This is a genomic window from Streptomyces durhamensis (assembly GCF_000725475.1).
Taxonomy (GTDB): Bacteria; Actinomycetota; Actinomycetes; order Streptomycetales; family Streptomycetaceae; genus Streptomyces; species Streptomyces filipinensis.
This window is the reverse complement of record NZ_JNXR01000030.1, coordinates 17,068-43,328: the sequence shown is the minus strand read 5'-3', so window position 1 is coordinate 43,328 and position 26,261 is coordinate 17,068. Positions and strand designations below refer to the sequence as shown.

At 74.5% G+C, this 26,261-nt stretch carries 23 protein-coding genes; 11 read left to right on the top strand and 12 right to left on the bottom strand.

Annotated elements, in window-relative coordinates; translation table 11 throughout:
* Positions 1 to 248 precede the first annotated feature (248 nt).
* The 3 genes from IO33_RS0134080 to lanKC all read right to left on the bottom strand — a co-directional run bounded on the left by IO33_RS0134080 (position 249) and on the right by lanKC (position 4,907).
* Positions 249 to 2,042: an ATP-binding cassette domain-containing protein gene (locus tag IO33_RS0134080; protein ID WP_051927124.1), complete on the bottom strand. Its 1,794-nt coding sequence runs from the start codon at positions 2,040 to 2,042 to the stop codon at positions 249 to 251.
* Between the two features lie 100 nt (positions 2,043 to 2,142).
* A complete protein-coding gene (locus IO33_RS0134075; RefSeq protein WP_031172271.1) occupies positions 2,143 to 2,256 on the bottom strand; it encodes a SapB/AmfS family lanthipeptide in 114 nt (37 codons plus the stop codon).
* Between the two features lie 38 nt (positions 2,257 to 2,294).
* Positions 2,295 to 4,907, bottom strand: a complete 2,613-nt coding sequence (gene lanKC, locus IO33_RS0134070) for a class III lanthionine synthetase LanKC (protein WP_031172270.1) — start codon at positions 4,905 to 4,907, stop codon at positions 2,295 to 2,297.
* A gap of 197 nt (positions 4,908 to 5,104) precedes the next feature.
* On the opposite strand from lanKC, the gene IO33_RS0134060 reads away from it, so the two are divergent.
* From IO33_RS0134060 to qcrB, 3 genes are all read left to right on the top strand, one after another.
* Positions 5,105 to 7,567 carry a SpoIIE family protein phosphatase gene (locus IO33_RS0134060; RefSeq protein WP_031172267.1) on the top strand — a complete coding sequence of 821 codons (2,463 nt, stop codon included), beginning with the start codon at positions 5,105 to 5,107 and terminating at the stop codon, positions 7,565 to 7,567.
* 1,136 nt (positions 7,568 to 8,703) lie between these two features.
* Entirely contained in the window at positions 8,704 to 8,979 is a 276-nt protein-coding gene (locus tag IO33_RS0134055; RefSeq protein WP_031172265.1) for a hypothetical protein, read from the top strand.
* Positions 8,976 to 10,469, top strand: coding sequence for a cytochrome bc1 complex cytochrome b subunit (gene qcrB / locus IO33_RS0134050; protein ID WP_078964004.1), 1,494 nt, complete (start codon positions 8,976 to 8,978; stop codon positions 10,467 to 10,469). Before IO33_RS0134055 ends, qcrB begins: the two co-directional genes overlap by 4 nt.
* Here qcrB and ctaF read toward each other — a convergent pair.
* On the bottom strand, positions 10,405 to 10,788 hold the full coding sequence (gene ctaF / locus IO33_RS0134045) for an aa3-type cytochrome oxidase subunit IV (protein WP_031172260.1): 384 nt from the start codon (positions 10,786 to 10,788) through the stop codon (positions 10,405 to 10,407). The two genes, qcrB and ctaF, sit on opposite strands and share 65 nt — an antisense overlap.
* Positions 10,785 to 12,449, bottom strand: coding sequence for an aa3-type cytochrome oxidase subunit I (ctaD, locus tag IO33_RS0134040; protein ID WP_031172258.1), 1,665 nt, complete (start codon positions 12,447 to 12,449; stop codon positions 10,785 to 10,787). The genes ctaF and ctaD overlap by 4 nt, the downstream gene beginning before the upstream one ends.
* Positions 12,450 to 12,574: 125 nt before the next feature.
* On the opposite strand from ctaD, the gene IO33_RS0134035 reads away from it, so the two are divergent.
* Both IO33_RS0134035 and IO33_RS44695 read left to right on the top strand, forming a co-directional pair.
* Positions 12,575 to 12,931: a DUF6479 family protein gene (locus tag IO33_RS0134035; protein WP_037686696.1), complete on the top strand. Its 357-nt coding sequence runs from the start codon at positions 12,575 to 12,577 to the stop codon at positions 12,929 to 12,931.
* 129 nt (positions 12,932 to 13,060) lie between these two features.
* The gene (locus IO33_RS44695; protein ID WP_037686679.1) at positions 13,061 to 13,246 is read left to right on the top strand and encodes a hypothetical protein; all 186 of its coding nucleotides are present in this window, start codon (positions 13,061 to 13,063) and stop codon (positions 13,244 to 13,246) included.
* Between the two features lie 244 nt (positions 13,247 to 13,490).
* Here IO33_RS44695 and rfbC read toward each other — a convergent pair whose 3' ends face one another.
* The 4 genes from rfbC to IO33_RS0134010 form a co-directional block, all read right to left on the bottom strand.
* Entirely contained in the window at positions 13,491 to 14,099 is a 609-nt protein-coding gene (gene rfbC / locus IO33_RS0134025; protein WP_031172254.1) for a dTDP-4-dehydrorhamnose 3,5-epimerase, read from the bottom strand.
* 317 nt (positions 14,100 to 14,416) lie between these two features.
* Positions 14,417 to 15,001 (bottom strand): hydrolase, encoded by a 585-nt coding sequence (locus IO33_RS0134020; RefSeq protein ID WP_031172251.1) that lies wholly within the window; start codon positions 14,999 to 15,001, stop codon positions 14,417 to 14,419.
* 7 nt (positions 15,002 to 15,008) lie between these two features.
* A complete protein-coding gene (locus IO33_RS50670) occupies positions 15,009 to 15,182 on the bottom strand; it encodes a hypothetical protein (protein WP_157857953.1) in 174 nt (57 codons plus the stop codon).
* 67 nt (positions 15,183 to 15,249) lie between these two features.
* Positions 15,250 to 15,687, bottom strand: a complete 438-nt coding sequence (locus IO33_RS0134010) for a MarR family winged helix-turn-helix transcriptional regulator (protein ID WP_031172249.1) — start codon at positions 15,685 to 15,687, stop codon at positions 15,250 to 15,252.
* A 126-nt stretch (positions 15,688 to 15,813) separates the two neighbouring features.
* On the opposite strand from IO33_RS0134010, the gene IO33_RS0134005 reads away from it, so the two are divergent.
* From IO33_RS0134005 to IO33_RS0133980, 6 genes are all read left to right on the top strand, one after another.
* Complete coding sequence (locus IO33_RS0134005) at positions 15,814 to 18,867, top strand: FAD-binding and (Fe-S)-binding domain-containing protein (RefSeq protein ID WP_031172247.1); 3,054 nt, start codon at positions 15,814 to 15,816, stop codon at positions 18,865 to 18,867.
* Positions 18,864 to 19,973 carry an enolase C-terminal domain-like protein gene (locus IO33_RS0134000; RefSeq protein WP_031172245.1) on the top strand — a complete coding sequence of 370 codons (1,110 nt, stop codon included), beginning with the start codon at positions 18,864 to 18,866 and terminating at the stop codon, positions 19,971 to 19,973. The genes IO33_RS0134005 and IO33_RS0134000 overlap by 4 nt, the downstream gene beginning before the upstream one ends.
* A 14-nt stretch (positions 19,974 to 19,987) precedes the next feature.
* Positions 19,988 to 20,998: an SDR family oxidoreductase gene (locus IO33_RS0133995; protein ID WP_037686677.1), complete on the top strand. Its 1,011-nt coding sequence runs from the start codon at positions 19,988 to 19,990 to the stop codon at positions 20,996 to 20,998.
* A 9-nt stretch (positions 20,999 to 21,007) separates the two neighbouring features.
* Complete coding sequence (locus IO33_RS0133990) at positions 21,008 to 21,508, top strand: metallophosphoesterase family protein (RefSeq protein ID WP_031172242.1); 501 nt, start codon at positions 21,008 to 21,010, stop codon at positions 21,506 to 21,508.
* Between the two features lie 22 nt (positions 21,509 to 21,530).
* Positions 21,531 to 22,127 (top strand): GNAT family N-acetyltransferase, encoded by a 597-nt coding sequence (locus IO33_RS0133985; RefSeq protein ID WP_031172240.1) that lies wholly within the window; start codon positions 21,531 to 21,533, stop codon positions 22,125 to 22,127.
* A 221-nt stretch (positions 22,128 to 22,348) separates the two neighbouring features.
* A complete protein-coding gene (locus IO33_RS0133980) occupies positions 22,349 to 22,597 on the top strand; it encodes a hypothetical protein (protein ID WP_157857952.1) in 249 nt (82 codons plus the stop codon).
* Positions 22,598 to 22,786: 189 nt separating this feature from the next.
* Here IO33_RS0133980 and IO33_RS0133975 read toward each other — a convergent pair whose 3' ends face one another.
* From IO33_RS0133975 to IO33_RS0133965, 3 genes are read right to left on the bottom strand one after another with little or no spacing between them, the layout of a single operon-like run.
* Complete coding sequence (locus IO33_RS0133975; protein ID WP_031172236.1) at positions 22,787 to 23,431, bottom strand: SRPBCC family protein; 645 nt, start codon at positions 23,429 to 23,431, stop codon at positions 22,787 to 22,789.
* Between the two features lie 35 nt (positions 23,432 to 23,466).
* The gene (locus IO33_RS0133970) at positions 23,467 to 24,570 is read right to left on the bottom strand and encodes an XdhC family protein (RefSeq protein WP_031172235.1); all 1,104 of its coding nucleotides are present in this window, start codon (positions 24,568 to 24,570) and stop codon (positions 23,467 to 23,469) included.
* Positions 24,563 to 25,690: a vWA domain-containing protein gene (locus IO33_RS0133965; RefSeq protein ID WP_245235946.1), complete on the bottom strand. Its 1,128-nt coding sequence runs from the start codon at positions 25,688 to 25,690 to the stop codon at positions 24,563 to 24,565. The genes IO33_RS0133970 and IO33_RS0133965 overlap by 8 nt, the downstream gene beginning before the upstream one ends.
* Positions 25,691 to 26,261 lie beyond the last annotated feature (571 nt).

Here is a 26,261-nt window from a genome sequence, read left to right as displayed (position 1 = left end):
GGGCCGGCCTGCCGGTCAGCCTCCCTACCCGTTCCCGCTCGTGTTCGGGCCTGCCCGTCAGCTTTCGTTCCCGCTCCCCACCCGGCATGCCCGTCAACTCCCGTTGCTCGTCCGGACCGCCTCGGGTCGTCTGCCGTCCGGGGCGTGTCGTCGTTCGGTGTTCGTGTGCACGGGTCTGTGCCACCTCGTCCGCGGCCGGGTCTTCGGCGGGCGGACCCGGTCCCTCCGGGCCTCCTTTTCCACCGTCGTCAGCACGCTCCCCTCCCGGCCTCGGCCTCGACACCGCCGTCGGTGTCCCGCGCCATGTCCGCCCCGCACGCGCTCCCCCCGTGCTCCGGACCCGCCCCGAACACCGCCCGGTACTCCGCCTCCCGCCACAGCTCCTGGTGGGTCGCGACCGCCCTGACCCGGCCGGCGTCCAGCCAGGCGACGCGGTCCGCGCGGGCCGCGGTGGTCGCGCGGTGGGCGATCAGCAGGCGGGTGCGGGACGGGTCGGGGGCCAGCAGGGTCCGGGCGATACGGCGTTCCGTGACCGTGTCCAGGCTGGACAGGGCGTCGTCGAGGATCAGCAGCCGGCCGCCGTGGGCGAAGGCGCGGGCGAGGCCGAGGCGTTGGGACTCGCCGCCGGAGCGGGGCGCGTCGGCGGTGCGGGTGGCGTAGCCGTCGGGGAGGCGACGTACGAAGTCGTCGGCGTGGGCCCGCCGGGCGGCCGAGCGGACGGCGGCGGGCGTCGCGGGCGTCGGCCCGAAGGCGATGGTGTCCTCGATGGTCGTACCCGGCAGGGCGGGGCGCTCGAAGGCGTAGGCGACGGCGCGGCGCAGTTCGGCGTGGGCGAGGTCGCCCAGCGGGACGCCGTCCAGCAGGATGTCGCCCGCGTCGGGGTCGGTGAGCCGGCCGGCGAGTTGTGCGAGCAGGGACTTGCCGGCGCCGGAACGGCCGACGACCGCCAGGGTGGTGCCGCCCGGGACGGTCAGGTCGACCCCGTCCAGGACGGCTCGCCCGCCCCGGAGCGCGGTCACCGCCCGCAGTTCCAGCCGGCCGTTGCCGGGCGGCAGCCGGCCGGCGCCGTACTCGGGTGCGGGCTCGCCCCGCACCTCGGCGAGCCGGCCGGTCGCCGCCCGGGCCCGGGCGAGTGTCGCCAGCTGCCCGACCAGCGCGCCGACGCCCGTGGCGAGCGCCGCGTAGCGGGAGGCGGCCAGCACCTCGCCCACCGACAGTCGATGCCGGGCCAGCAGCAGTCCCGCCACGGCCAGTACGGCCAGATTCAGCAGCGGCGCCACGGTCACCGCCCGTGCGGCGGCGCGTCCCTGCACGCGCCACATCTGGTGCCCGGCACGCGACAGTTCGGGCAGCGGCGCCAGGATCCGGGCGGTCTCGCGGTCCTCGACACCCGCGGCCCGGATCGTACGGAATCCGCCGACCGCCTCCGCCAGCGCACCGGCGATCCGGCCCTGCACCCGCTGGTAGTCGGCCACGCACGCCGATGTGTCCCGGGCGAAGGAGCGCAGCAGGAGGGCCAGGACCGGTGCCCCGGCGAGGAACACCGCCGCCAAGTACGGGTCGAGGAGGGCGAGCGCCACCACACCACCGACGGGAGCGGCGAGCGCGGCGAGCAGAGCGGCCAGCGCGCCCGGCGCCGTCCCGGCCTGCGCCGCGTTGCCGACCAGCCGTGCCACCAGATCCCCGGCGCCGAACCTGGCCGCCGCCCGCGGGCCCAGCGCCAGCACGTGCCCGGTGAGGTGCCGGCGCAGCCATGCGGTGGCCTGCGCGTCGGCGGTGCCCGTGAGCACGCTCGCGCAGCCGTCCAGCAGGGCGAGCAGCGCTACGACCCCGGCGCAGCCGCCGATCCAGCGGGCGGCCGGGGCGCGGGCCAGCAGCAGGTCCAGGGTGTGGCCCAGCAGGGCGGGCAGCAGCAGGCCGGCCGCCGTGGCCGCCGTACCCACCGCGCACAGGGCGGCACAGCGGGCGCCGCCCTGGCGCAGCACCGCGCGCGACAGGGCCCGGCCGGCCGCCGGACCGGCGCTGTCGGGGCTGGAGTTCATCGGCTGCGGCCTCGCTCGGCTCGGACGGGAACGGGAAGGCTCCGGACGGCCCCGCCCACACGGGGCGGGGCCGTCCGGAGCCGTGGACTGACCGGCCCGGTCAGAGACAGAGCAGAACGCTCGCCGCGGAGACACAGGAGAGCAGGCTCGCCGTGCTCGCGCCGGTGTGGGTGTACTCGTCGGACTCGAGGGTCTGCAGGTCGAGCAGTGCCATGGTGTTGTCCTTTCCTGGTTGGGGACGGGGGTGGTGCGTCACGGCTTCGTCGGTGCGGAGCCGCGTGTGGGGGCCGCCGGTGGCGGCGCGAGGAAGGGCAGGTGCGCGGTGCGGGCGTCGTCGCGGGCCGCGGCCAGCGCGAGCAGGCAGCCTGCCGTGCCGGTGGCGAGGTCCATGGACAGCCGCATCATCTGGTGCCCGGGGAAGGCCAGTTGGCCCTGGTAGTCCATCGCGAACCAGCCGAGCCCGGCGATCTGCTGCCGCAGCCGTTCTCGGGTGGCGCCCGGCGCGGTGCTGCGGGCGAGGTGCAGGATCATTCCGGCGCGGCCCTGGAAGAGACCCGGCTGGGCGTAGAAACGGGAGGTGGCGGCGGTCAGGATGCCGGCCCGGGCGCGTTCGAACTCCCCGTCGTCCGCGTGCGCCAGGTAGTCGTCGAGGACCAGCCCGATTCCCGCGCTGCCGTCGCCGAGGTAGGGCAGCGTCCGCCAGCCCTCGTCCACCTCCAGGCCGCCGCCCGCCTCCTGGGTCACACAGCAGTCCAGGTCCCGGCGGAGCGCCTCGGCCGCCGCGGTCAGGAAGCGGTCCTCGCCGGTCTGCTCGTACCAGCGCAGGAGGAACAGCGCGGGCCCGGTCGCGCCGCGCAGCAGTCCGGCGCGCCGGCGCGGGGTGTCCGGGAGCGGTTCGGCGAGTCGTCGTACGAGGATGTCGGCGGCCTCGGCGGCGTGTTGCCGCAGGGCCGACTCGCCGGTGGTGTCCGCGAGCCGCCCGAGGACCAGGCCGAGCCCGGCGAGCCCACCCTGCAGGTCGGAGGCGAGACTGCGCCAGTTCTCCCGCAGGACGCCGTCGGTCAGGTCCAACGCCCGCTGCCGGTGGCCGAGTTGGTCGAGCACCAGCGCGACGCCTGCCAGGCCGTCGTACAGGCCGAGCGGGGTGCCGGGCGGCGGTGGGTCGGTGTGGGCCAGCAGCCAGTGCTCGCCCTCGTCGTACCGGCCGGCCCCGGCCGCCTGGAGCGCGTGGAGCACGCCGGCCGCGCCGTGGGCGAGGCCGAGGCCGCCGCCGTCCGAGAACTGGGCGATGTCACCGGGGAAGAGACGGTCGTCGCGTTCCGGCGTGGCGGAGGCGAGGATCGCCTTCACCATCGAGTCCCGGCTGTAGGGCCAGTCGCCGGGCACCACCGGCGGGGCGGGTCTGCTGCGCCGTCCGCCCGCGGTGTCCCGGGTGATCTCCGCAACCGCCTCGTCCAGGAAGGCACGCGGCACGTCCGGGAACTGCTCCGCGATCACCTCGGCGAGGTGCGCGGCCTTGCCCCGGTCCACCACGAACAGCGTGGTGACCGGCAGGAACAGGGCGAGCCGCAGACAGGCCAGGGCATAGCGGTCGACGTCGGGGCCGCGGCGGTCCGGCGGGGCGAAGAAACCGGGGTGGGCGACGGTCTGCCGGGCGTTCGCCTCCGCGGGGGCGGCGGCCTCGAAGTCGATGAGATGCACCGACTGTTCGTCCTCGGCCACCATGATGTTGAAGACGTGCAGGTCGTTGAAGACCAGCCCGCGCGCATGCACCGCGGCCACCGCCTGCTCCACCGCCGCGTTGATCCGCAGCGCCCAAGCCGTGTACGCGGCCACGCCCGCCGGGTCGGGGTCGGCGGTGAGCAGCGGATGCCGCTCGGCGAAGAACGAGTTCAGCGGACGGCCGGCCAGGTGGTCCATGACCAGGAACCGGTGCTCGCCCAGCGTGAACCAGTCCCGTACCTCGGGCACCACACCGGTCCCGGCGACCCGTTCCAGCGCCGCCTTCTCCCGCTCCAGCCGGGCCACCGCGTCCGCGCCGTCGGCGGCCAGCCCCGCGTGCGGCCGGGCCTCCTTCAGCACCACCCGGCACCCGTCCCGGGTGTCGGTGCCGGTGTACACCCCGCCGCCGTTGGAGAAGTGCAGCGCCTTCTCGATGCGGTACGGCAGCTCGCCGACCGTCGTGGTGTTGCGCGCGTCGAGGTGCGGCCGCAGGAACTCCGGCAGCGTCACCCACTCGGGCACCTGGAAGGACGGGGCCCGCCGGTCCGGTACCAGCCGGCCCGTGCCGTCGGCCACCGCCGGGACCAGCGAGCCGCGCTCGTCGACGACGTACCGGCGGGCGAAGGCGCCGTAGCGGACGTAGAGCGGGCCGTCGTGCCACCGCAGGTCGGTGAGGATGTACGGCCCCTCGAAACCCTGCAGCAGCGCGCCCAGTTCCCGCAGCACCTGCTGCAGCTGCTCCTCGTCCGCCGGGTAGACGGTGACGAACTTGCCGCTGGTGTCGCGCCCCGCGTACTTGGCGTTGCGCAGGTGCAGCAGATGCGGGCCGGGCACGAACTTGAACGGGATGCGGCGCGGCACGCAGTAGTCCCAGACGATGTCCGCGATCCGCTCCGCGTTCGCGGCGGTCGCCGAGGAGTGGATCTTCCAGCCCTGGGCCGGCGACGGAAGCGGCGCGCCGTCGGCGTCGACCGGGGTCAGCGTCAGCCAGTCGCCGGAGCGGGCCGCGTGCCAGCCCTCCGGCACGGTGCGACGCGCCGTCGCGTACAGCGCTGCCGGCGCCCCGTCCGCTCCCGGGAGCCGGTCGGGCGTGTCGTAGAAGTGCCCATCGGCGAGCGCGTACACCTCGTACCGCTTGTCCATGCGCCCCAAGCCCTCCCTCGTGTGACCGGAGACGACACTCCCAGGAGTCGGGTGGTCGCGGACAGTCACGTCTGTCACGAGGACACCGTGCGGAACTCATGCGTCAAGATGCGTTCGGCGGCTTTCGAACGGAACGGGCGTACCGGAGAGCACCCGGAGCCCCTCAGGGGCTGCGCCGACGGCCCGTACGCGCTGTAATGGCGAACGTGGTGAGTGAGGGCGCTGCGATCAGCGGAACGCGAACGGCGCCGGAGCGTGCCGAAGCCGCCCTGGAGGCGCTCACCACGGCCCCTGACACCCCGGACCGGCTCCGCCGGGTCCTGGAACAGGCGCTGGTGTTCGCCGGAGCGTCCTTCGCCGGCGTGTACGTCCCCGGCGACGACCCGTCGGAGCTGTTCCTCGCGGAGTCGGCGGGCCTGCCCCGCACCCTGTACGGACTGCGCGACGCCTACCCCGCCGCCAGCGGCACCCCGGTCGCCGAGGCCCACCGCACCGGACGCCCCCGCTGGCTCGGCCCCGAGCAGCTGGCCGGCTCCCCCGAGGCACGGCGCACCCCGTCCCCGGACTTCTCGGTGGCCGCCCTGCCGCTCGGCCCGGCGGGCGGCGGCTGCCTGCTGGTCGTCAGCGAACACCCCGGCGGCTTCGGCACCGACGACCGCGCCTGCCTGGAGCTGATCGCCCGCGCCGTCGCCGTGCCCGTTCCCGCCGCCCCCGCCGGCGACAGCGGCGAGCTGCCGCCGGACGCCTTCAGCCTGGCCGTGGACAGCGGCCGGGTCGAGGTCGGCGACGGGATCCTGCGGCTGTTCGGACTCGCCCGGGACGCCTTCGACGGCCGGGTCGAGACCCTGCTCGGGCTCACCGTGCCCGAGGATCTGCCGGCGCTGATGTCCGTGGTCGAGGCGGACCACATGTCCATCGGCGAGCGCGAGCTGGAGTTCCGTATCCTCCAGCCCTCCGGCGCGCCGAGGTGGCTGCGGCTGCGCGGCCGGCTGCTGCCCGCCGGCGAGGGCCGCTCCGCCCGGCTCGTGGGCACCGTCGCCGACGCCTCCACCCTGCGCACCGGCGTCACCGACGTGACCCGGGTCCAGCGTCTGGCCGCCGCGCTCGCCACCGCCGGCACGGTCAAGGACGTCGGCAACGCCGTCGTCGCCGCCCTGCGCGGGCCGCTGCGGGCCGACCGGATCGCGCTCGCCGAGCTGGAGAACGAACGGCTCGTCGTCACCGTCCTCGACCCGCCCGAACCCGAGGCCTGGCCCGAGGTGTGGCGCAGCGAGTGGCGCACCGAGTGGCCCGAGGCGCCGGTGCGCGCCATGCCCACCCTCGCCGCCGCGCTCCGCGAGGGCCGCGCCCGGATCTGGCCGGCCGGCACCGAGCTGGAACCCGCCCTCGCCGAGGTCGGCCCCGGCGGTCTGGCGGTGCTGCCGCTGCCCGCCGGCGGCCGCATGGCCGGCGCCTGCCTGATCGGCTGGGACCGCCCGCACGACTTCGGCCCCGACGAACGCGCGCTGCTCACCGCCTGCGCCGGCCTCACCGGACAGGCCCTGCTGCGCGCCCACGCCTTCGACGCCGAACACGAACTCGTCGGCATGCTCCAGCGCACCCTGCTGCCGCGCCGCCTGCCCCGGCTGCCCGGCGCGGTCGCCGTCGCCCGGTACCTGCCGACCACGGCCGGCCTGGAGGTCGGCGGCGACTGGTACGACGTCATCCCGCTCGCCGACAACCATGCGGCCCTCGTCATCGGTGACGTCCAGGGGCACAACGCCGGCGCCGCCACCCTGATGGGCCAGATGCGCACCGCGCTGCGCGCCTACGCCGCCGAGGGCCACGCCCCGGACGTGGTCGTGGCGCACGCCAACCGGCTGCTGCTGGACATGGAGACGGACCTGTTCGCGACCTGTGCCTACGTCGACGTCGACATGGAGGAGGGCACCGCCTGGTGCGTGCGCGCCGGCCATCTCCACCCCGTGCTGCGCCGCCCGGACGGCACCGCCGAGGTCGTACGGGCAGAGGGCGGTCCGCCGCTCGGCGTGCTCGCCCAGGCCGACTTCCCGATGACCCCGCTGCGACTGCAGCCCGGCACGGTGATCGCGCTGACCACCGACGGCCTGGTGGAGTCACCGGACGCCGACATCGACGTGGGCCTGGAACGGCTCGCCGCCGAGCTGGCCGCCGGCGACCCGGCGCACCTCGGGCTGGTCGCCGACGCGCTGCTCGCCGGCGCGCACCGCGGCGACGACGTCGCCCTGCTGCTGATGCGCTACGACGGCATGGCCGTACGCCCGCTGCGCGAGAGCTGGACGGTGTGGCGGGTGCCGGAGGCGGTGCGGCACGCCCGCCGCTTCACCCGGCGCACGCTGCGCACCTGGGGCGTCGCGCAGGACACGATGGACGCGGCCCTGCTGGTGGTCTCCGAACTCGTCACCAACGCCCTGGTGCACACCGGCGGGCAGGTCCGCCTCGACCTCACCCTGCTCAACCACCGCCTCCGCCTCGCCGTCGCCGACTCCTCCCCGCGCAGCCCCGTCAAGCCGGCCAGCATCGGCTGGGAAGCCACCGGCGGCCGGGGCATCATCCTGGTCGAGGCGGTGTCGGCGGCCTGGGGCACACTCCCGGTCAGCGGCGGCAAACAGGTCTGGGCAGACCTGGTCCCGGACACCTGACGCCCCCGGCCCCGCACACGAGCACCCCCCGGAACGGGTACCTCGGCCGGGCTGCTCACCGTTTGCGGGGTGTGGAGTGGCTGCCGGGGCCGGGTTGCTCGCGGGGTGTGAGGCGGTCCCCGGGGATCGGGTTGCTCGCGGGGTCCGGGGCTGGCGACCGGGTCCGGAGCTGGGGCCGCTGTGCGGGGCCACCGGCAGGGTCCGAGCTGCTGCCGAGGCCCGGACTCTGGGTGGCTGTGGGGGTTGGGTCTGCTGGCGGGGGTTGGGGTGGCTGTGGGGGTCGGGTCCGCTGGCGGAGGCTGGGGTCGCTGCCGGGCTGGGTCTGCCGCCAGAGGTCTGAGGTCGCTCACGGGGCTGGCAGCGCTCCCGGCGTCTGGGGCCACCGGGCGTCCGGGGCCGCCCGGCGTCTGGGGCCGCCCGGCGGCCGACGGGCGGCCGCCCGCCGGGACCGCGATGACCGACGTGGTCAGTGCCGGTCGCGCCCTTCACCACCCGGCATCCACCTGTCGGGCTCGCGCCGCCCGGTGGCCTTGTGCGGGCCGTCCGGGTGCCTGGGGGCGCCCCGTCCTGCTCGGGGCTCGCACACCGTCGGTCCGGTCTCATCGCGGGCGCTCTCGTGCCTGCCACAGTGCCCTCGCGGGCCGGTCTTGTGGCGCCGTCGGCCTGCCGCAGCAGGTCCTCCCCGGCTACCGGCCCCAGCGGGCAGCCTCCCCCGGCGGCCTCGTACCCCTGTGGCTGCCCCCGTGGGGGCGGCCGTCAGGGTCGACCGTGTGCAGCGTGCCTGGGCTGTCACGGTCGACCGTGTGCAGCGTGCCTGGCCCGGGGGTCGGCTGCCTTGGTCGGTCTTGTGTGGCTGTGCTGACCCGTGGGGGTGGCCGTCAGGGTCGACCGTGTGCAGCGTGCCTGGCCCGGCGGTCGGCCGCCATGGTCGGCCCTGTCGGCTGTGGCTCCCCCGGCAGCCGGCCGCCGCTGTCGGCCTCGTGCACCTGCGGCGCACCCCCGGGTTACCGCCCAGGTGGGCCGCGTACAGCCGTGGCCCCGTCGGCGTGGTCTCGTGTCGGAGGTGACCGCCACACGGGTGCGTTTCGGCAGGTTGGAGAGGCGTATCCGGAACGCGGTGCCTAGGGTCGATTGGTGTGGCACACACCTTCGAGGAACTCGTGCAGAAGCAGCGCGCGGCCGACGCGGCACACGCCACGGTCGAGGAACTGCGCGACACCTACGGCCCGCCGGCCGAGCGGCGGATGACCGGTGCCCAGTCGGGCACGTACGAGACCGCGCTGCGCGCCTGGCGTGACCTGGCCCGGGACGTGCAGACCGCGGTGAGCGAGTACGCCAAGGAGACGGGCCGGCCGCGCCCCGAGGTGGAGACCGAGGTGGCCCGGGCGGCGGCGGAGCCGGAGACCGCATGAGCCGTGTGGGGCGCCGCGCCGAGCGGCTCGCGGACGCCGCGGACGCCCGGCTGCCCGTGTACGAGGGCGGCCCGCTGCTGCGCAAGGCGTTCCCGGACCACTGGTCCTTCCTGCTCGGCGAACTCGCGCTGTACAGCCTGCTGGTGCTGATCCTGACCGGGGTCTGGCTGACCCTGTTCTTCCAGCCGGAGATGCGGGAGGTCGTCTACGCCGGCCGCTATGTGCCGCTGCGCGGGGTGCGCATGTCGGCCGCCTTCGACTCCACCCTGTACATCAGCTTCGACGTGCGCGGCGGACTGCTGATGCGGCAGGCCCATCACTGGGCGGCGCTGGTGTTCGTCGCCGCCATCGGCGTGCACCTGCTGCGCATCTTCTTCACCGGCGCCTTCCGCCGGCCCCGCGAGCTGAACTGGGTGATCGGGGTGACCCTGTTCGCCGTCTCGCTCGCCGAGGGCTTCGCCGGCTACTCGCTCCCCGACGACCTGCTCTCCGGGACCGGACTGCGCATCGCCCAGGGCATCATGCTGTCGCTCCCGGTCGTCGGCACGTACGTGGCCTTCTTCGCCTTCGGCGGCCAGTACCCGGGCCACGACATCATCACCCGCCTGTATCCGCTGCACGTCCTGCTGCTCCCGGGTGCCCTCATCGCCCTGGTCGCCGTGCACCTGATGCTGGTGGTCCACCTCAAGCACACCCAGTGGCGCGGCCCGGGACACACACAGCGCAACGCCGTCGGCAAGCCGTTCTTCCCCCAGTTCACCGGCTCCTCCGGCGGCCTGGCCGTCATCGTCGCCGGCGTGCTGGTGCTGCTGGCGGGCATCGCCCAGATCAACCCGGTGTGGAACTACGGCCCCTACCGCCCCGATCTGGTCTCCACCGCCTCCCAGCCCGACTGGTACGTCGGCTTCCTGGAGGGCGCGCTGCGGCTGGTCCCGGCCTGGGAGACGAACTTCGCGGGCCACACCCTGATGTGGAACGTCCTGCTCCCGGCCGTCGTCCTGCCGGCCCTGCTGTTCGCCGTGCTCTACGCCTATCCGTTCGTGGAACAGCGCCTGACCGGGGAGGGGTGGACCGAGCGGCACCTGTGCGACCGGCCCCGCGAGCGGCCCGTCCGCACCGGGCTCGGCGTGGCGGGCACCGTGTTCTACGGCGTGCTGCTGCTGGCCGGCGGGAACGACGTCATCGCGCAGACCTTCCGCGTCTCCGTCAACGTGATCACCTGGGTGCTGCGCACCGCCCTGATCGTCGCGCCGGTCCTCGCCTTCCTGGTGACCCGGTGGCTGTGCCGGGCCCTGACGGCGGCCGAGAACGAGCGGCTCGCCGAGGGCGTGCCCACGGGTGAGATCCGGCAGAGCATCACCGGCGGCTACGAGGCCGACCACGAGCCGGTGGAGACGTTCCGGCCCGGGGCCCCGCGCAGGCCGCTCACCGCTGCGCGTACTGGAACACCATCCCGAACACCCCGCGTGCCAGAACGCCCAGACCGATGAGGAACAGCCACAGCCCGAAGACCACACCGGTCGCCGTCACCGCGAAACCGAGCGCGGTGACGATCGGCCACGGGCTCTCGTCGGGGAAGAACGCGACCGGCCCGGCGGCGTCCACGACCTCCGCTGCGGTGCGGTCCTGCGCCCGCGCCCCGCGGCGCCGGTACTGGATCAGGCAGAAGAACGCGACCAGTCCGGCCATCCCGCACGCGACGACCAGCGCGACCGTGCCCGCCTCCTCGCCCGCCCACACGCCGTACAGCGCGGCCGAACCGCCGAAGAACAGCGCGACCCCGCCGAAGAGCATCGCCTCCGCCTTCATCGCGCCAGCTCCTCTCCGGCCGGGCTCTCGATCTCCGGATGGTGCAGGTCGAAGGCGGGTGATTCCGAGCGGACCCGGGGCAGCGCCACGAAGTTGTGCCGGGGCGGCGGGCAGGGCGTCGCCCACTCCAGGCCCCGCCCCCACCCCCACGGGTCGTCCACGGTGACCTTCTGCCCCTTCCGGGCGGTACGCCACACGTTGTAGAGGAACGGCAGAGTGGAGACGCCGAGCAGGAAGGCGCCAGCGGACGACAGGGTGTTGAGCAGCGTGAAGCCGTCCTCGGGCAGGTAGTCCGCGTACCGGCGGGGCATGCCGGCCTCACCGAGCCAGTGCTGCACCAGGAAGGTCAGCTGGAACCCCGGGAACAGCAGCCAGAAGTGCAGTTTGCCGAGCCGCTCGTCGAGCATCTTCCCGGTGAACTTGGGCCACCAGAAGTAGAACCCGGCGAACATCGCGAACACCACGGTGCCGAACAGCACGTAGTGCAGGTGCGCCACGATGAAGTAGCTGTCGGTCAGATGGAAGTCGAGCGGCGGCGAGGCGATCAGCACCCCGCTCAGGCCGCCGAGCAGGAACGACACCAGGAAGCCCAGTGACCACAGCATCGGTGTCTCGAACGAGACCGAGCCGTGCCACATCGTGCCGATCCACGCGAAGAACTTGATGCCCGTGGGCACCGCGATGAGGAACGACATGATGGAGAAGAACGGCAGCAGCACCGCGCCGGTGGCGAACATGTGGTGCGCCCACACCACCGCCGACAGCATGGTGATGGCGATCGTCGCCCCGATCATCGGCAGATAGCCGAACAGCGGCTTGCGGGAGAACACCGGAATGACCTCCGAGACGATCCCGAAGAACGGCAGCGCCACGATGTAGACCTCCGGATGCCCGAAGAACCAGAACAGGTGCTGCCACAGCAGCGCGCCGCCGTTCGCCGCGTCGAAGACGTGCGCCCCGAACTTCCGGTCCGCCTCCAGCGCCAGCAGCGCCGCGGTGAGCACCGGGAAGGCGGGCAGGATCAGGATCGAGGTGAACAGCACGTTCCAGGTGAAGATCGGCATCCGGAACATCGTCATGCCCGGCGCCCGCAGCGACAGGATCGTGGCGATGAAGTTCACCGCGGTCAGGGTCGTCGACACGCCCGAGACCACCAGCCCCATCGCCCAGAGGTCCCCTCCCGCGCCGGGGGAGAAGTAGGCACTGTTGAGCGGTGCGTAGGCGAACCAGCCGAACGCCGCCGCCCCGCCGGGCACCAGGAAGCCGGAGACCACCATCAGGCCGCCGAACAGGTACATCCAGTACGACAGCGCGTTCAGCCGGGGGAAGGCCAGGTCGGGCGAACCGATCTGCAGCGGCATCACGGCGTTGGCGAACCCGGCGAACATCGGGGTCGCGAACAGCAGCATCATGATGGTGCCGTGGATCGTGAAGAACTGGTCGTAGCCCTGCTCGCTCAGGAACTGCAGACCCGGCCGGGCGAGTTCCGCGCGCATCCCGAGGGCGAGCAGCCCGGCGAGCAGGAAGAAGCAGAACGCCGTGACCATGTAGAGCCGGCCGATCACCTTGTGGTCGGCGGTGGAGATCCAGCGCAGCAGCGCCCGGCCCGGACGCGGCGCGGGTGCCGTGTAGCGGGCGACGATCTCGTATGTGTCCGGCATTTCGGGTAGTTCCGTCATCGCTGGTGACGCTACTCCCCGCGACCTGCGGCCTCCCGTGCGCCACGCCTCGCACCCGGAGTCGTATCCGCCGCTCGGCTGGGTACCCGGTGCCCATGAACGTCGCCATGTACGTAGCAGCATCGGGTGCCCAGGTGTTCGGGTACGTCCTCATCCTGCTCGCGGGCGTCGCCTGCGTCGCCGGACTGATGTGGGCCTTCCGGCTCGGCTTCAAGGTGCGCGAGAGCGAATCCGCCCCGCCACGACCCGACGAGCAGCCCACGATGCCCTCGTCCGGCCCGGTCCACGAGACCCGCGAGATGCGTGAACCCCACGAGGTGCCCCGGGCCGCCGACGGGAGCGGGCGGCTGACCCCCTACCAGATCGGCAACGTCCGTTCCCGGCGCGCCGCCGACCAGCGCCGCCCGCGCTGGTCGCCCGGTTCCAGCGGGTCCTTCGGCGGCGGAGGCGGCGGCCGCACCTGAGGCGGCCGCCCACTCCCGTGGCCGCCGCGTTTGCGGGCGCGGGGCCGTGGGGACCCGGTGAGGCACAGATCGCACACGGGCCCGCGCGGGGCCGATGGGCTCGCGCCGGCACACCGACGCAGAGGGAAGATGGACGACGTGACCGCGCATCCCAGCGAGAAACCCACCGTGCCCTACGCCGAGACCGGCTGGGCGAAGGCCCGCCGCCGGCGCGGCCGGGGAGTGCGGACCTGTCTTCCCGCGACCCTGGAGCGCGGCTCCGCGCCGCGCCAGGACACAGCCTGCGAGGACACCATCGTGCGGGGCGAGGACTGAGGGTACCGGGAACACGCAGACGGCGGACGCCCCGGCCAACTGCCTTCGGGAGCAGGGCCACACCGTCGCAACGGTCCCTTCACGCGCACGAATATCCGGCCGGAGGCCGGCGAACCGACGACGTGGAGAGCGGCGTCAGCGACGGCCGCAGCCCGACGCCGTTCCGGTACCCGGCATCGCGATCGCCCCCGCGTTCAAGCCGCGCGCCGGCCCGGTACGCCGCAGCCGTCGAGCCCCTACGCCGTCAGCCGCTGAACTCGCCCGAGCGCAGCCGTTCGTAGTGGGCGGAGCAGTCCGCGTAGGAGGGCAGCAGCCCGGACCGCTCGGCCTCGGCCAGCGAGGGCGCCTCCGCGTCCTTGTCCGACAGCACCGGCGTGATCCCCTCCGGCCAGGTGATGCCCAGCGCCGGGTCCAGCGGGTGCACCCCGTGCTCGCGTCCCGGCGCGTACCCGGTCGAGCACAGGTACACCACCGTGGCGTCGTCGGTGAGTGCCATGAAGGCGTGCCCGAGGCCCTCGGCGAGGAACAGCGCGCGCCGGCTGTCGTCGTCCAGCCGTACGGCCTCCCACCGGCCGTAGGCGGGGGAGCCGACGCGGATGTCCACCACCACGTCGAGGACGGCCCCGCGCACACAGGTGACGTACTTGGCCTGGCCGGGCGGTACGTCGGCGAAGTGGATGCCGCGCAGCACCCCCCGCCGGGACACCGAGCAGTTGGCCTGGGCGAGATCGAGGCCGTAGCCGGTGGCCTCGCGGAACTCCGCGCCCCGGTACCACTCGTGGAAGCTGCCCCGGTCGTCCGGGAACACCCCGGGCTCCAGCACCCAGGCATCCCCTATCCCCAGCTGTCGCACGCCTCACGCCTCCCGTGTCGTCATGCTCGAACGCGTTCTCCGTGTTCTCCGTACCCTGTCCGCCAGGCGCCGTGCTCGCACGCAAGCCGCCGCAGCGGCCCTGGCAGCGACCGGCGCGGCAGCGAGGCCACGCAGCCCTCGATGTACGGACCGGGGTCGTACACGGCAACGACGACGCTGACCTTGACCGGCATCCGGCTCCAAGCCCGCCTGTCCGCCGGCCGTCGCCTCCGTGGCACGGTGCGCGTGGCCGCATGCTAACCCGGGCCCCTGCCGCGGTGGGCACGTATCACGCGGCAACGGGCCGGGCCGATCGGTCAGTTGTGGGTCTTGGCGAGCAGCTCCAGGATCTCGGCGGCGGTGCCGCTCTCGCCGAGCCGGGGAAAGATCCGCTGCACGCTGTTGGCGTGCGCCTCGGGGACGGCGTCGGCCATCGCGTCGGTGGCCAGCGTGACGTGGTAGCCGTGGGCGTAGGCGTCCCGGGCGGTGGACTCCACGCCGATGCTGGTGGCGATGCCGGTCAGCACGATCTGGGTGACGCCGCGGCGGCGCAGCTGGACGTCCAGGTCGGTGCCGTGGAAGGCGCTCCAGTTGTGCTTGGTGACACGGATGTCGCCGGCGTGGCCGGACAGCTCCTCGACGAGCACGTCCCAGCCTTCCGGGAAGGCGAGCCCGCGCGCCTGGTGCTCGGTACGGCCGGGGACGGCGTCGGCCCAGTCGGGGGCGAAGGAGACCCGGACCAGGACCACGGGCAGGCTCCGGGACCGGAAGGCCTCGGCCAGTGCGGCGGTGCGGGAGACGACGTCCGCCGCCGCGTGCGGCTGCACGGGCATGCCCACGATGCCGTTCTGCAGGTCGATCGCGACGAGGGCGGTGCGGGGGTCGAGCGTGGTGAGCGACATGGGTCGGTCAGGCCTTTCGAGGGGTGGTCGTCCGTGCGGTGGTGAGCCGGCCGGGCGAGCGGTCCGGCGGGGTGGCCGCCCGCAGCGGGGCGCAGCCGGCCGGCGGCAACGGGGCCGGGGCGTACGGCCCGGCGGTGTCGGCGCGGTGCGGGGGAGAGCCGGCGCGGGCCGTGCGGTTCACCGGACGGCCGGTGGAATCCGGCGGGGAGGGGCGGGGGCCTGCCCGGTGTGTCCGGTGAGCCCCGGTGTCACGGCTGCGACAGCCGTTCCATCAGCTCCAGTGCCCTCAGGACCGTCTGCCGTTCCTCCTCCGTGTAGCGGTCCTGGAAGGCGCGGGCCAGCCACTCCTCGCGGACCTGCCGGTTGCCCTCGACGCGGGCCCGGCCGGCGTCGGTCAGGGTGACCAGCTGGCGGCGGCCGTCGTCGGGGTCGGGGGTGCGCCGGACAAGGCCGTGCCGCTCCAGGGCCGCCAGTGTGGTCGCCATCGACTGCGGGCGTACGCCCTCGGCGGCGGCGAGCGCGCTGGCCGTGGCCGCTCCGTGCTTTCCGGCCAGGGTGAGCGCCGACTCCTGCGACGGGCTCAGGTCGGTGTCCTGCGCGACCTCGCGGATGCGGCGCCGCAGCCGGCTGAACACCACACGCAGATCGCGTGCGGTGCGGGCGGCGGAGTCGGAGATGTCGGCCATGGCGCCCACCCTACGACCGACAGCCGAAACTGTCCACCTCAAACTGTTCAGTTTTGCCTGTCGAATTGCCGGGTACTCGCCCGTCCTCGGACAGGGCAGCACGTCGGTGAACTCAAGGGAGCGCAGATGACCCCTCCGGACATGTCCGGCCTGGAGGCGGCGCTGTGCGACGAGGTGGACGGCGAGGTCCGCTTCGACGCCGGCAGCCGCGGCGCGTACGCCACGGACGGTTCGAACTACCGGCAGGTCCCCCTGGGTGTCGTCGTCCCCCGCACGGTCGAGGCGGGCGCCCGGGCACTGTCGGTGTGCGCACGTTTCGACGCCCCCGTCCTCTCCCGGGGCGGCGGCACCAGCCTGGCGGGACAGTCGACCAACACCGCCGTGGTGATCGACTGGAGCAAGTACTGCACCCGGCTGATCTCACTCGACCCCGAGCGGCGCACCTGCGTGGTGGAGCCCGGGATCGTCCTCGACGAACTCAACCGGCAACTCGCCGGACACAGGCTGCAGTTCGGGCCCAAACCCTCCACCCACAGCCACTGCGCGCTCGGCGGCATGATCGGCAACAACTCCTGCGGCGCCTCCGCGCAGGCCTACGGCAAGACCGTCGACAACGTCCGGCGCCTGGAGATCCTCACCTACGACGGACAGCGCGCCTGGGTCGGCCCCACACCGCCCGACGAGCGCGCCCGGATCATCTCCGGCGGCGGCCGGCTCGCCGAGATCTACGGCGGCCTCGACCGCATCGCAGGCGAGTACCTGCCCGACATCCGCCGCGGCTACCCCAAGATCCCGCGCCGCGTCTCCGGCTACAACCTCGACTCCCTGCTGCCCGAGAACGGCTTCGACGTGGCCAAGGCGCTCGTCGGCAGCGAGGGCACCCTGGTCACCGTCCTGCGCGCCGAACTCGACCTCGTCCCCGTGCCGCCGTACCAGTCGCTGCTCGTCCTCGGCTACGACGACATCTGCGCCGCCGCCGACGACGTGTCCCGCGTGCTGGAGCACTGCTCGCCCAGCCAGCTGGAGGCCCTGGACGGCCGCATGGCCGAGCTGATGCGCGAGGAGGGCGCCTACCTCGACTCCCTCAACGTCCTTCCCGAGGGCGACAGCTGGCTGATGGTGCAGTACAGCGGCGACAGCCAGGACGACGTCGACGAGCAGGCCCACGCCCTGCTCCGGGCGATCGGCCGCGGCGCGAAGGACGCGAACGTCGCCTTCTCCGACGACCCCGAACGCGAACAGAAGATGCTCAGGGCCCGCGAGGCCGGACTCGGCGTCACCGCCCGCCCGCCGGACGACCGGGAGACCTGGGAGGGCTGGGAGGACTCCGCCGTACCGCCCGAACGGCTCGGCGACTACCTGCGGGACCTGAAGGACCTGTTCGAGGAGTTCGACTACGACCACCCGTCGCTGTACGGCCACTTCGGGCAGGGCTGTGTGCACACCCGCATCCCGTTCGGGCTGAAGACCGCCGAGGGCGTGGCCGACTTCCGCCGCTTCGTGGAGCGCGCCGCCGACCTGGTCGCCTCCTACGGCGGCTCCCTGTCCGGCGAGCACGGCGACGGCCAGTCCCGCGGCGAACTGCTCACCCGTATGTTCGGCGAGCGGCTCGTCACCGCCTTCGGCGAGCTGAAGGCGCTCTTCGACCCCACCAACCGGATGAACCCCGGCAAGATCGTCCACCCCCACCCCGTCGACGGCCAGCTGCGGCTCGGGCCGTCCTGGCGGCCGGCGACCCCCGCCACCCACTTCGACTTCCCCGAGGACGCGCACTCCTTCAACCGCGCCGTGATGCGCTGCGTCGGTATCGGCAACTGCCGCAGCCACTCCGGCGGCGTCATGTGCCCCTCCTACCGCGCCACCATGGAGGAGGAGCACTCCACCCGCGGCCGGGCCCGGCTGCTGTTCGAGATGCTCGACGGACACGCCGACTCCGCGATCAAGGACGGCTGGCGCTCCACCGCCGTGCGTGACGCCCTCGACCTGTGCCTGGCCTGCAAGGGCTGCAAGTCCGACTGCCCGACCGGCGTCGACATGGCCACCCTCAAGGCGGAGTTCATGGCCCACCACTACGAGGGCCGGATCCGCCCCATGGCCCACTACTCCATGGGCTACCTGCCGGTGTGGGCCCGGCTCTCGCGGATCGCCCCCGCCCTGGCCAACTCCGCGCTCCACGCGCCCGGCCTGGCCCGCCTCGGCAAACGGCTCGCCGGCATCGACGAGGCCCGCTCGGCACCCGTGTTCGCCGAGGAGTCCTTCGTCCAGTGGTGGCGGACCCGCGACCACGAGGAGCCGGACCCGGCCGACCCGCGCACCGTGGTGCTGTGGCCCGACACCTTCAGCACCTACTTCCACCCCTCCATCGCGAAGTCCGCCGTACGGGTCCTCGAAGACGCGGGCTTCCGGGTCGCCGTCCCCACCGAGCCGGTGTGCTGCGGCCTGACCTGGATCTCCACCGGCCAACTCCCCGTCGCCAAGAAGGTGCTGACCCGCACCCTCGGCGTGCTGCGCCCCTACCTGGAGGCGGGCACCCCCGTCATCGGCCTCGAACCGTCCTGCACGGCCGTCTTCCGCACCGACGCCCCCGAGCTGATGCCCGCCGACCAGGACGTGCAGCGACTGGCCGGGCAGGTCCGCACCTTCGCCGAACAGCTCGTCCACCACGCCCCCGACGACTGGCGGCCACCACAGCTCGCCCGGCAGGCGACCGTGCAGACCCACTGCCACCAGCACGCCATCATGAAGTTCGACGCCGACCGCGAACTGATGCGCCGCGCCCACCTGGACGCCGAGGTCCTCGACGAGGGCTGCTGCGGGCTCGCCGGCAACTTCGGCTTCGAACGCGGCCACCACGACGTCTCCCTGGCCGTCGCCGAACAGGGCGTCCTGCCCGCCGTACGCGCCGCGGCGCCCGACAGCCTGGTCCTCGCCGACGGCTTCAGCTGCCGCACCCAGATCGAGGAGGGCGGCACCGGCCGCCGCGCCCTGCACCTCGCCGAGGTGCTCGCGCTCGGCCTGGACGGCAACCTGCCCAGCGACCATCCGGAACGCCTGGCCGACCGCCCGCCCGAACCCTCGCGCACGGCCCGCTGGGCGACGACCGCCGCCGCGGCGGCCCTCCCGGCGGGCGTCGCGCTGGGGCTGCGGCTGGTCCGGCGCCGGAGCCGAGGAGCCGCATGAGCGACCAGCCGACCGTCGACGCCCTCGCGACCGCCGTCTACACCGTCCCCACCGACGCCCCCGAGGCGGACGGCACCCTCGCCTGGGACAAGACCACCCTCGTCCTGGTCACCGTCCGCTCCGGCACCACCACCGGCCTCGGCTACACCTACGCCCCGGCCGCCGCCGCCCACGTCGTCCGCGAACTCCTCACCGGCACCGTCACCGGCCTGAGCGCGCTCGACGTGCCCCGCGCCAACGAGCGGATGTGCCGGGCCGTACGCAACGCCGGACTGCCCGGCGTCGCCGCCCAGGCGATCGCCGCCGTCGACATCGCCCTGTGGGACCTCAAGGCCCGTCTGCTCGGCCTGCCCCTGGCCGCCCTGCTCGGCGCCGCCCGCGACGACGTGCCCGTCTACGGCAGCGGCGGCTTCACCACCTACGACGCCGCACGCCAGGACCGCCAGCTGCGCGGCTGGGCCGAGGACGAGGGCATCCCCCGCGTCAAGATCAAGATCGGTGAGTCGTGGGGCAGCCGCGAGTCCCGCGACCTCGAACGGGTGGCCCGCGCCCGGGCCAGCGTCGGCGACACGGCCGAGCTGTACGTGGACGCCAACGGCGGCTACACCGGCGGACAGGCCCTGCGCATCGGCGCCGCGCTCCCCGACCACGGCGTGACCTGGTACGAGGAACCGGTCTCGTCCGACCACCTCACCCTGCTCGCGGACCTCCGCGGCCGCCTCCCCATGGACGTCACCGCCGGCGAGTACGGCTACACGCTGCCGTACTTCGAGCACATGCTGGCCGCCCACGCGGTCGACTGCCTCCAGGCGGACGTCACCCGCTGCGCCGGCATCACCGTCTGGCTGCGCGCCGCCGCACTCGCCCACGCCCGCGGGCTCGACATCTCCGGGCACTGCGCGCCCCACGCCCACGCGCACGTGGCCGCCGCCGTACCCAACCTGCGCCACCTGGAGTGGTTCCACGACCACGTCCGCATCGAACGGCTCCTGTTCAACGGCGTCCTCGACCCCGGCGGCGGCACCATCACCCCCGGCGCCGACGGAGCACCCGGGCTGGGCCTGACCCTGGCCGAGGAGCGGGCGGAGAAGTACCGAACGGAGTAGGAGGAGAGAGGAACATGCCCCCCACCGTCGTCATCACCGGCGCCAGCGCCGGAATCGGCCGTGCCACGGCCCGCCTGTACGCCCGGCGCGGCGCGAACGTCGTGCTGGTCGCCCGCGGCGAGGGCGGCCTGGCGGCGGCGGCCGACGAGGTCGCGGCGCTCGGCGGACGCCCCCTCGTGCGGCCGGCCGACGTGACCGACGCGGCCCGGGTGGAGGCCGTCGCCGAGGCCGCCGAGAAGGAGTTCGGCCCCATCGACATCTGGATCAACTGCGCCTTCTCGTCGGTGTTCGCGCCGTTCGACGAGATCACCCCAGAGGAATTCCGGCGGATCACCGACGTCACCTACCTCGGCTTCGTCAACGGAACCCGCTCCGCCCTCAAGCGCATGCTGCCCCGCGACCGCGGCACGATCGTGCAGGTCGGCTCCGCGCTCGGGGAGCGGTCCATCCCGCTGCAGTCGGCGTACTGCGGCGCCAAGCACGCCATCAACGGCTTCACCTCCTCGCTGCGCACGGAGCTGCTGCACCGCGGCAGCAACGTCCACGTCACCACCGTCCAGATGCCCGCCGTCAACACGCCCCAGTTCGAATGGGTGCGCTCCCGGCTGTCCGCACACCCCATGCCGGTCCCGCCGATCTACCAGCCGGAGGTCGCCGCGCGTGGGGTGCTGTACGCGGCCGATCACCCGCGCCGCAAGCAGTACTACGTCGGCGCCAGCACCGTGGCCACCATCTGGGCCAACCGGCTCGTCCCGGCCCTGCTCGACCGCTACCTGGCCCGCACCGGCTTCGACTCCCAGCAGACCGACCGCATCCCGCCGGCCGGCCTGGACAACCTTTTCGAACCGGTGGACAGCGAGCCGTCCGAGGACCAGGGCGCCCACGGCTCCTTCGACGACAGCGCCCACGCCCGCTCCTGGCAGGAAACCCTGGCCCGGCACCCCGCCGCCACCGCCCTCGGCGCCGGCGCCGCCGTACTCGGCGCGGTCGGCGGCCTGCGCCGGCTGACCTCCCGGACGGCCTAGGCTGGCCAGGTGCGTCTGCTGCTCATGTCCGACACGCATCTGCCCAAGCGCGCCAAGCGGCTCCCCGAGCCGCTGCTGGCCGAACTCCCGCGCGCGGACGTCGTGTTCCACGCCGGGGACTGGGTCGACACCGCCACCCTCGACCTGCTGGAGAGCCGCAGCCGCCGGCTCATCGCGGTCCACGGCAACAACGACGGCCCCGAGCTGCGCGCCCGGCTCCCCGAGGTGGCGTACGCCGAACTGGACGGGCTGCGCTTCGGCGTCGTGCACGAGACCGGCCCCGCCCAGGGCCGCGAGGCCCGCTGCGCCGCCCGCTTCCCCGACCTCGACGTCCTGGTCTTCGGCCACAGCCACATCCCCTGGGACACCACCGCCCCGACCGGCCTGCGCCTGCTCAACCCCGGATCACCCACCGACCGGCGCCGCCAGCCCCACTGCACCTACCTGACCGCGCACCTCAGCGGCGGCACGCTCACCGAGGTGACCCTGCACCGGCTCCCGCAGCGGTAGTGGCCCATGACATGATCACCGGGTGACCACCAGCCCCGGCATACCCGACGTCGTGCCCGCCGGCCGGCTCGCCGCCGGCACGCAGCCCGTGCTGGCACTGCCCGGCGGCCTGGAACTGCGGCCCTGGCGCCTCGACGACGCCGACGCCGACGCCCTGCACACCGCGGGGCAGGACCCGGCGATCAGCCACTGGAACCTCTTCTCCGTCGGCAGCCGTGCCGAGGCCCGCGCCCGGATCGAGCGGCTGCACGCGCGCCGTCGGGCCGAGACCGGGGTGATCTGGGCCGTCGCCCCGCTCGGCGGCGCGGCCGTCGGGCTCGCCGGTCTCAACGACGTCGACCTGGCGGGCGGCACCGCCGAGGTCGTCTACTGGGTGCTGCCCGGCGCCCGCGGCGGCGGCGTCGCGGTCGCGGCGACCCGGAGGCTCAGCCGCTGGGCCCTGGACGACCTGGGCCTGCACCGGCTCGTCCTGTGCCACTCGACGGCCAACCCCGCCTCCTGCCGGGTGGCCGAGAAGGCCGGGTACACCGCCGAGGGCACCCAGCGCAGCGCCCTGTTGCACGCCGACGGCTGGCACGACCAGCATGTCCACGCTCGCCTGGCCCAGGACCCCGAGTAGCGCACCCGGGGGATTGTCCGTGCCGGGTGGTACCCGTGGGGGTAGGGCTCACACACCGGCAACCCTCCTGCGGAGCGCGGTGCGGCCCGCCTCCCGCGCCGGTTCCCCGTACACCGTGCTCGCCCTGCTGACCCGGGCCACGGCCCACTCCGGCCTCGCCCTGCTCTTCCCCGCGTTCCCTGCTGCGGGGGCGGGGCGTCGGGCTGCTCACCCCGGCCGTGGTGGCCGCAGCCATCGCCGCCGTGCCGGGTGAGCGGGACCGCGCCGTCAACAACACCGCACGGCAGACCGGCGGGGCGGTCGGCATCGCGGCCGCCGGGGCGATGGCCGGCCCGCCGGCGGACCAGCACCGGTCCCTCTCCGGCTTCCACGCGGTGGCCCTCGGCTCCGCCGCGCTGTACGTGGCCGCCGCGGTCCTTGCCCTGGCCCTGTTGCCGGGGGCGTTGCCCGGCAGCCGGCGGGACGCCTAGGGGGTCCTTTGGATCATCCCGGCGTCGCGGGGTCCGGTCCGTACCGTTCGTCACGGCCGGCCTGATCCAAACGACACCCCCTACCGGTCCGCCCCGAAGCGGCCGTCGGCGGGACCGACTGCGGCCGGTCGCGCCCACGCGGCGCAGCCGCCACCCCGGCACCGTCCCGCGCCCCCAGGGGCGCTGCCGTCACCGGCGCCGAGCGGCGTGCCTGTGCCGGCGGCCCCGTAGGAGCCGCCTCGCCGCCCACGCCAGCGCGGCCACCGCTGCGGCCAGGCCCGCCGCCCGCTTGGCCACCGGCAGCCCCGCCGTGCGCAGGAGGTCGAGCGGTTCCGGCTCGGTCTCCGCCCGCTCCCGCGGCTGCTCCTCCGCGGCGGCCGGTGCCGGTGCCTGCTCGGCCAGCCGGTCCGCCAGGCAGGCGGCGAACTGGCTCACCAGGCGGTCGCCCACCTCGGCCAGCACGCCCCGCCCGAACTGCGCCGGGCGGCCGGTCACCGTCAGGTCGGTCCGCACCGACACCGCCGTCCCGCTGTCGCGTGCGGTCAGCGTGCCGGTGACCGTCGCGCGGGCCGTGCCCTGCCCCCGGGTCTCCCGGCCGCTCGCCACGAGCACCATCCGGTGCGCCGCCGCGTCCTGTTCCTCGAAGACCGCCGTGCCCCGGTAGGCGACGGTGACCGGGCCGACCCGGACCTTCACCGAGCCGGTCACGGTCTTGCCGTCGTAGTCCTCCACCACCGCGCCCGGCAGACAGGGCGCGACCCGTTCGATGTCGAGAAGCGCGTGCCAGGCGTCGTCGACCGGGACGGGGACGGTGAACTCGTGGTGCAGCTCCATGGCGTGCTCCTTCAGGACGCGCCTGACCGGACGCGTCAGACGGGAGTCGGGTGGATCGCCCCGGCGGTCGTCGTCAGGGGCGCGCCGCTGCCGCCCCAGCGCAGGGCGACGATCTCGGCGGCGACGGACACGGCGACCTCCTCGGGCGTACGGGCCCCGAGGTCGAGCCCGAGCGGCGAGCGCAGCCGGGACAGCTCGGCCTCGGTCAGACCTGCCTCCGAGAGCCGTTCGCGGCGCTCCTCGTGGGTATGGCGGCTGCCCATCGCCCCGATGTAGGCGGCCGGGCGGCGCAGCGCCTCCTCCAGCAGCGGCACGTCGAACTTCGGGTCGTGGGTGAGGACGCAGATCACCGTACGGTCGTCGGTGCTCGTGCCCGCGAGATAGCGGTGCGGCCAGTCGACCACGACCTCGACGCCCGCCGGGAAGCGCTTGGGTGTGGCGAAGACGGGGCGGGCGTCGCACACGGTGACCCGGTAGCCGAGGAAGTCGCCGATGCGCGCGACCGCGGCCGCGTAGTCGATCGCGCCGAACACCAGCATGCGCGGCGGTGGCGCGAACGACTGCAGGAACACGGTCACGGCGTCCTCGCGGCGCTCACCGCGCGGACCGTAGTGCCGCAGGAGCGAGGCGCCGACCGCGAGTTCGCCGCGTGCGTCGGCGGTGACGGCGACATCCAGGCCGCTCGCGCCGAGCGTGCCCGCCGCACGGTCCGGCCAGACCGCGAGCGTGGCGCCGCGCGGCGCCGGCCCGTCCACCACCGTGGCCACGGTCACCGGCCCGCCCGCGGCGACCGACGCGGCGACCGCCCCGAACGCCGGGTCCGACTCGGGCGTCACGGGCCGTACCAGCAGGGTGATCTCGCCGCCGCAGGTGAGCCCGACCGCGAACGCGTCCTCGTCGCTGTACCCGAACGTCTGGAGGCGGGGCTCCCCGCTCGCCACCACCTCCTGGGCGAGTTCGAACACCGCGCCCTCGACACAGCCCCCGGACACGCTCCCCACGACCTCGTCGTCGGGGCCCACCGCCATGGCGGCACCCGGTCCGCGCGGCGCGCTGCGGCTGACCGCGACGACCGTGGCCAGCCCGAACGGAACACCGGCCGCATGCCAGCGCGCCAGCGCCGGCAGGATCTCACGCACCATCCACTCCTCTCACCGGCCCGGCACCGGCCCGGGCGCCGCGCACCACCGCCGCGAGCCGCTCCAGCGCCGCCAGACTGTGCCCCTCGACGAAGGCGTCCACGCTCGGCAGCGCCGCCGCCATCCCCGCGGCCAGCGGGGCGTAACCCGGGCGGGCCTTACGGGGGTTCGCCCACACCACCTGGTGCGCCAGGGCGTGCAGGCGGCGCATCTGCTGCCCCAGCAGCTCCGGATCGCCGCGCTCCCAGCCGTCCGAGAGCAGCACGACGATCGCCCCGCGGGCCATCCCGCGCTGCCCCCAGCGGTTCAGGAACTCGCGCACCAGCTCGCCCAGCCGGGTACCGCCGCGCCAGTCGGGCACGGCGGCCGCGACGGCCGCCATCGCCAGGTCGGGGTCGCGGTGCGAGAGTTCGCGGGTCACCCGGGTCAGCCGCGTGCCGACGGTGAACACCTCCGTGCGGCCCGCGCGCACCGCCGCGTGTGCGAACCGCAGCAACGCGTCGGCGTACGGCGCCATCGAGCCGCTCACGTCGACGAGCAGCACCACCCGGCGGGGCCGCTCCACCCGCGTGTGCCGCCGCAACCGGGCCGGCTCCCCGCCCCGTCGCAGCAACTCCCTTACGGTACGGCGCGGATCGACCTCGCCGCGCCGGGCCGGCCTGCGCCGCGCCGAGCGCCGGGTCTGCCCGTGCAGCGCGAACGCGGCCAGCAGACGCCGCAGTTGGGCACGCTCGGCGGCGTCCAGCTCACCGACGTCACGGTGCCGCAGGACTTCGGCCGGGCTCGCGAGCGCGGCGACCGGCGGTCCCGCCGGCTCCCCCTCGCCCGGCGCCGACGGGCCGTGGGGTGCCTGCCGGGCGACGAGCCGCAGCCGGGGCGGGGGAGCGGCGCGCACCGGGCGCGCGGCGCGCCCGCCGGAGGGCCCGAAGTACGCGGCGAACACCCGCTCGTACCGCTCCAGATCGTCGTGCCCGCCGCACAGGGTGGCCCGCCCCGCCCAGTACACGTCCGCGCGCATCCCGGGCCGCAGGGCGCTCACGGCGCGCAGGAACGCGTACAGACGCTCGCTGCTCGCGTCGACGCCCGCCGCCCGCAGCGCCCGCACAAACCCGAGCAGCACGGCATCCGCCCCGAGCGGCTCCCCACCCACCCCCAGCCGCCCGGCGCCTCTCCCGTGCGGTTCGGCATCTGCTCCGGGCGGGCCCGCGCCTGCGCCTGCTCCTGGTGGTCCGGCGTCCGTCTCGTGCTGTCCGGCGTGTGGTCCGGGTGGGTCGGCATCCGCCTCCTGCCGCCCGGTGTCCGCGGTGAGCGGGTGGGGGCCTGTCTCGTGTGGTCCGGCGTACGTCTTGCGCTGTTCGGTGCCGGCCCCGGACGGGTCGGCGTCCGTCTGGTTCCACTTGGTGTCGTCTTCGGGCCGTCGGGTGTCTGCCGCGGGCGGGTGAGGATCCGCCTCGGGTGGGCCAGGGTTTGCCCCGGGCCGTTCGGTGTCTGCCTGGGGTGGGCCAGTGTCTGTCTCGTTCCGGTCGGCGTCTGGGCCGGGCCGTCCGGCGTCCGCCCCCGGTGGGTCGGCGGTTGGCTTCCGGCGTGCTGATCGTCCCGCGTCCGGACCCGGGCCGTGGCCGGCCGGGTCGAGTCGTTCGGCGGCCGTCTTCTCCCGAGCGGTGTCCGACCCCAGCAGCTCCGCGGGGCCG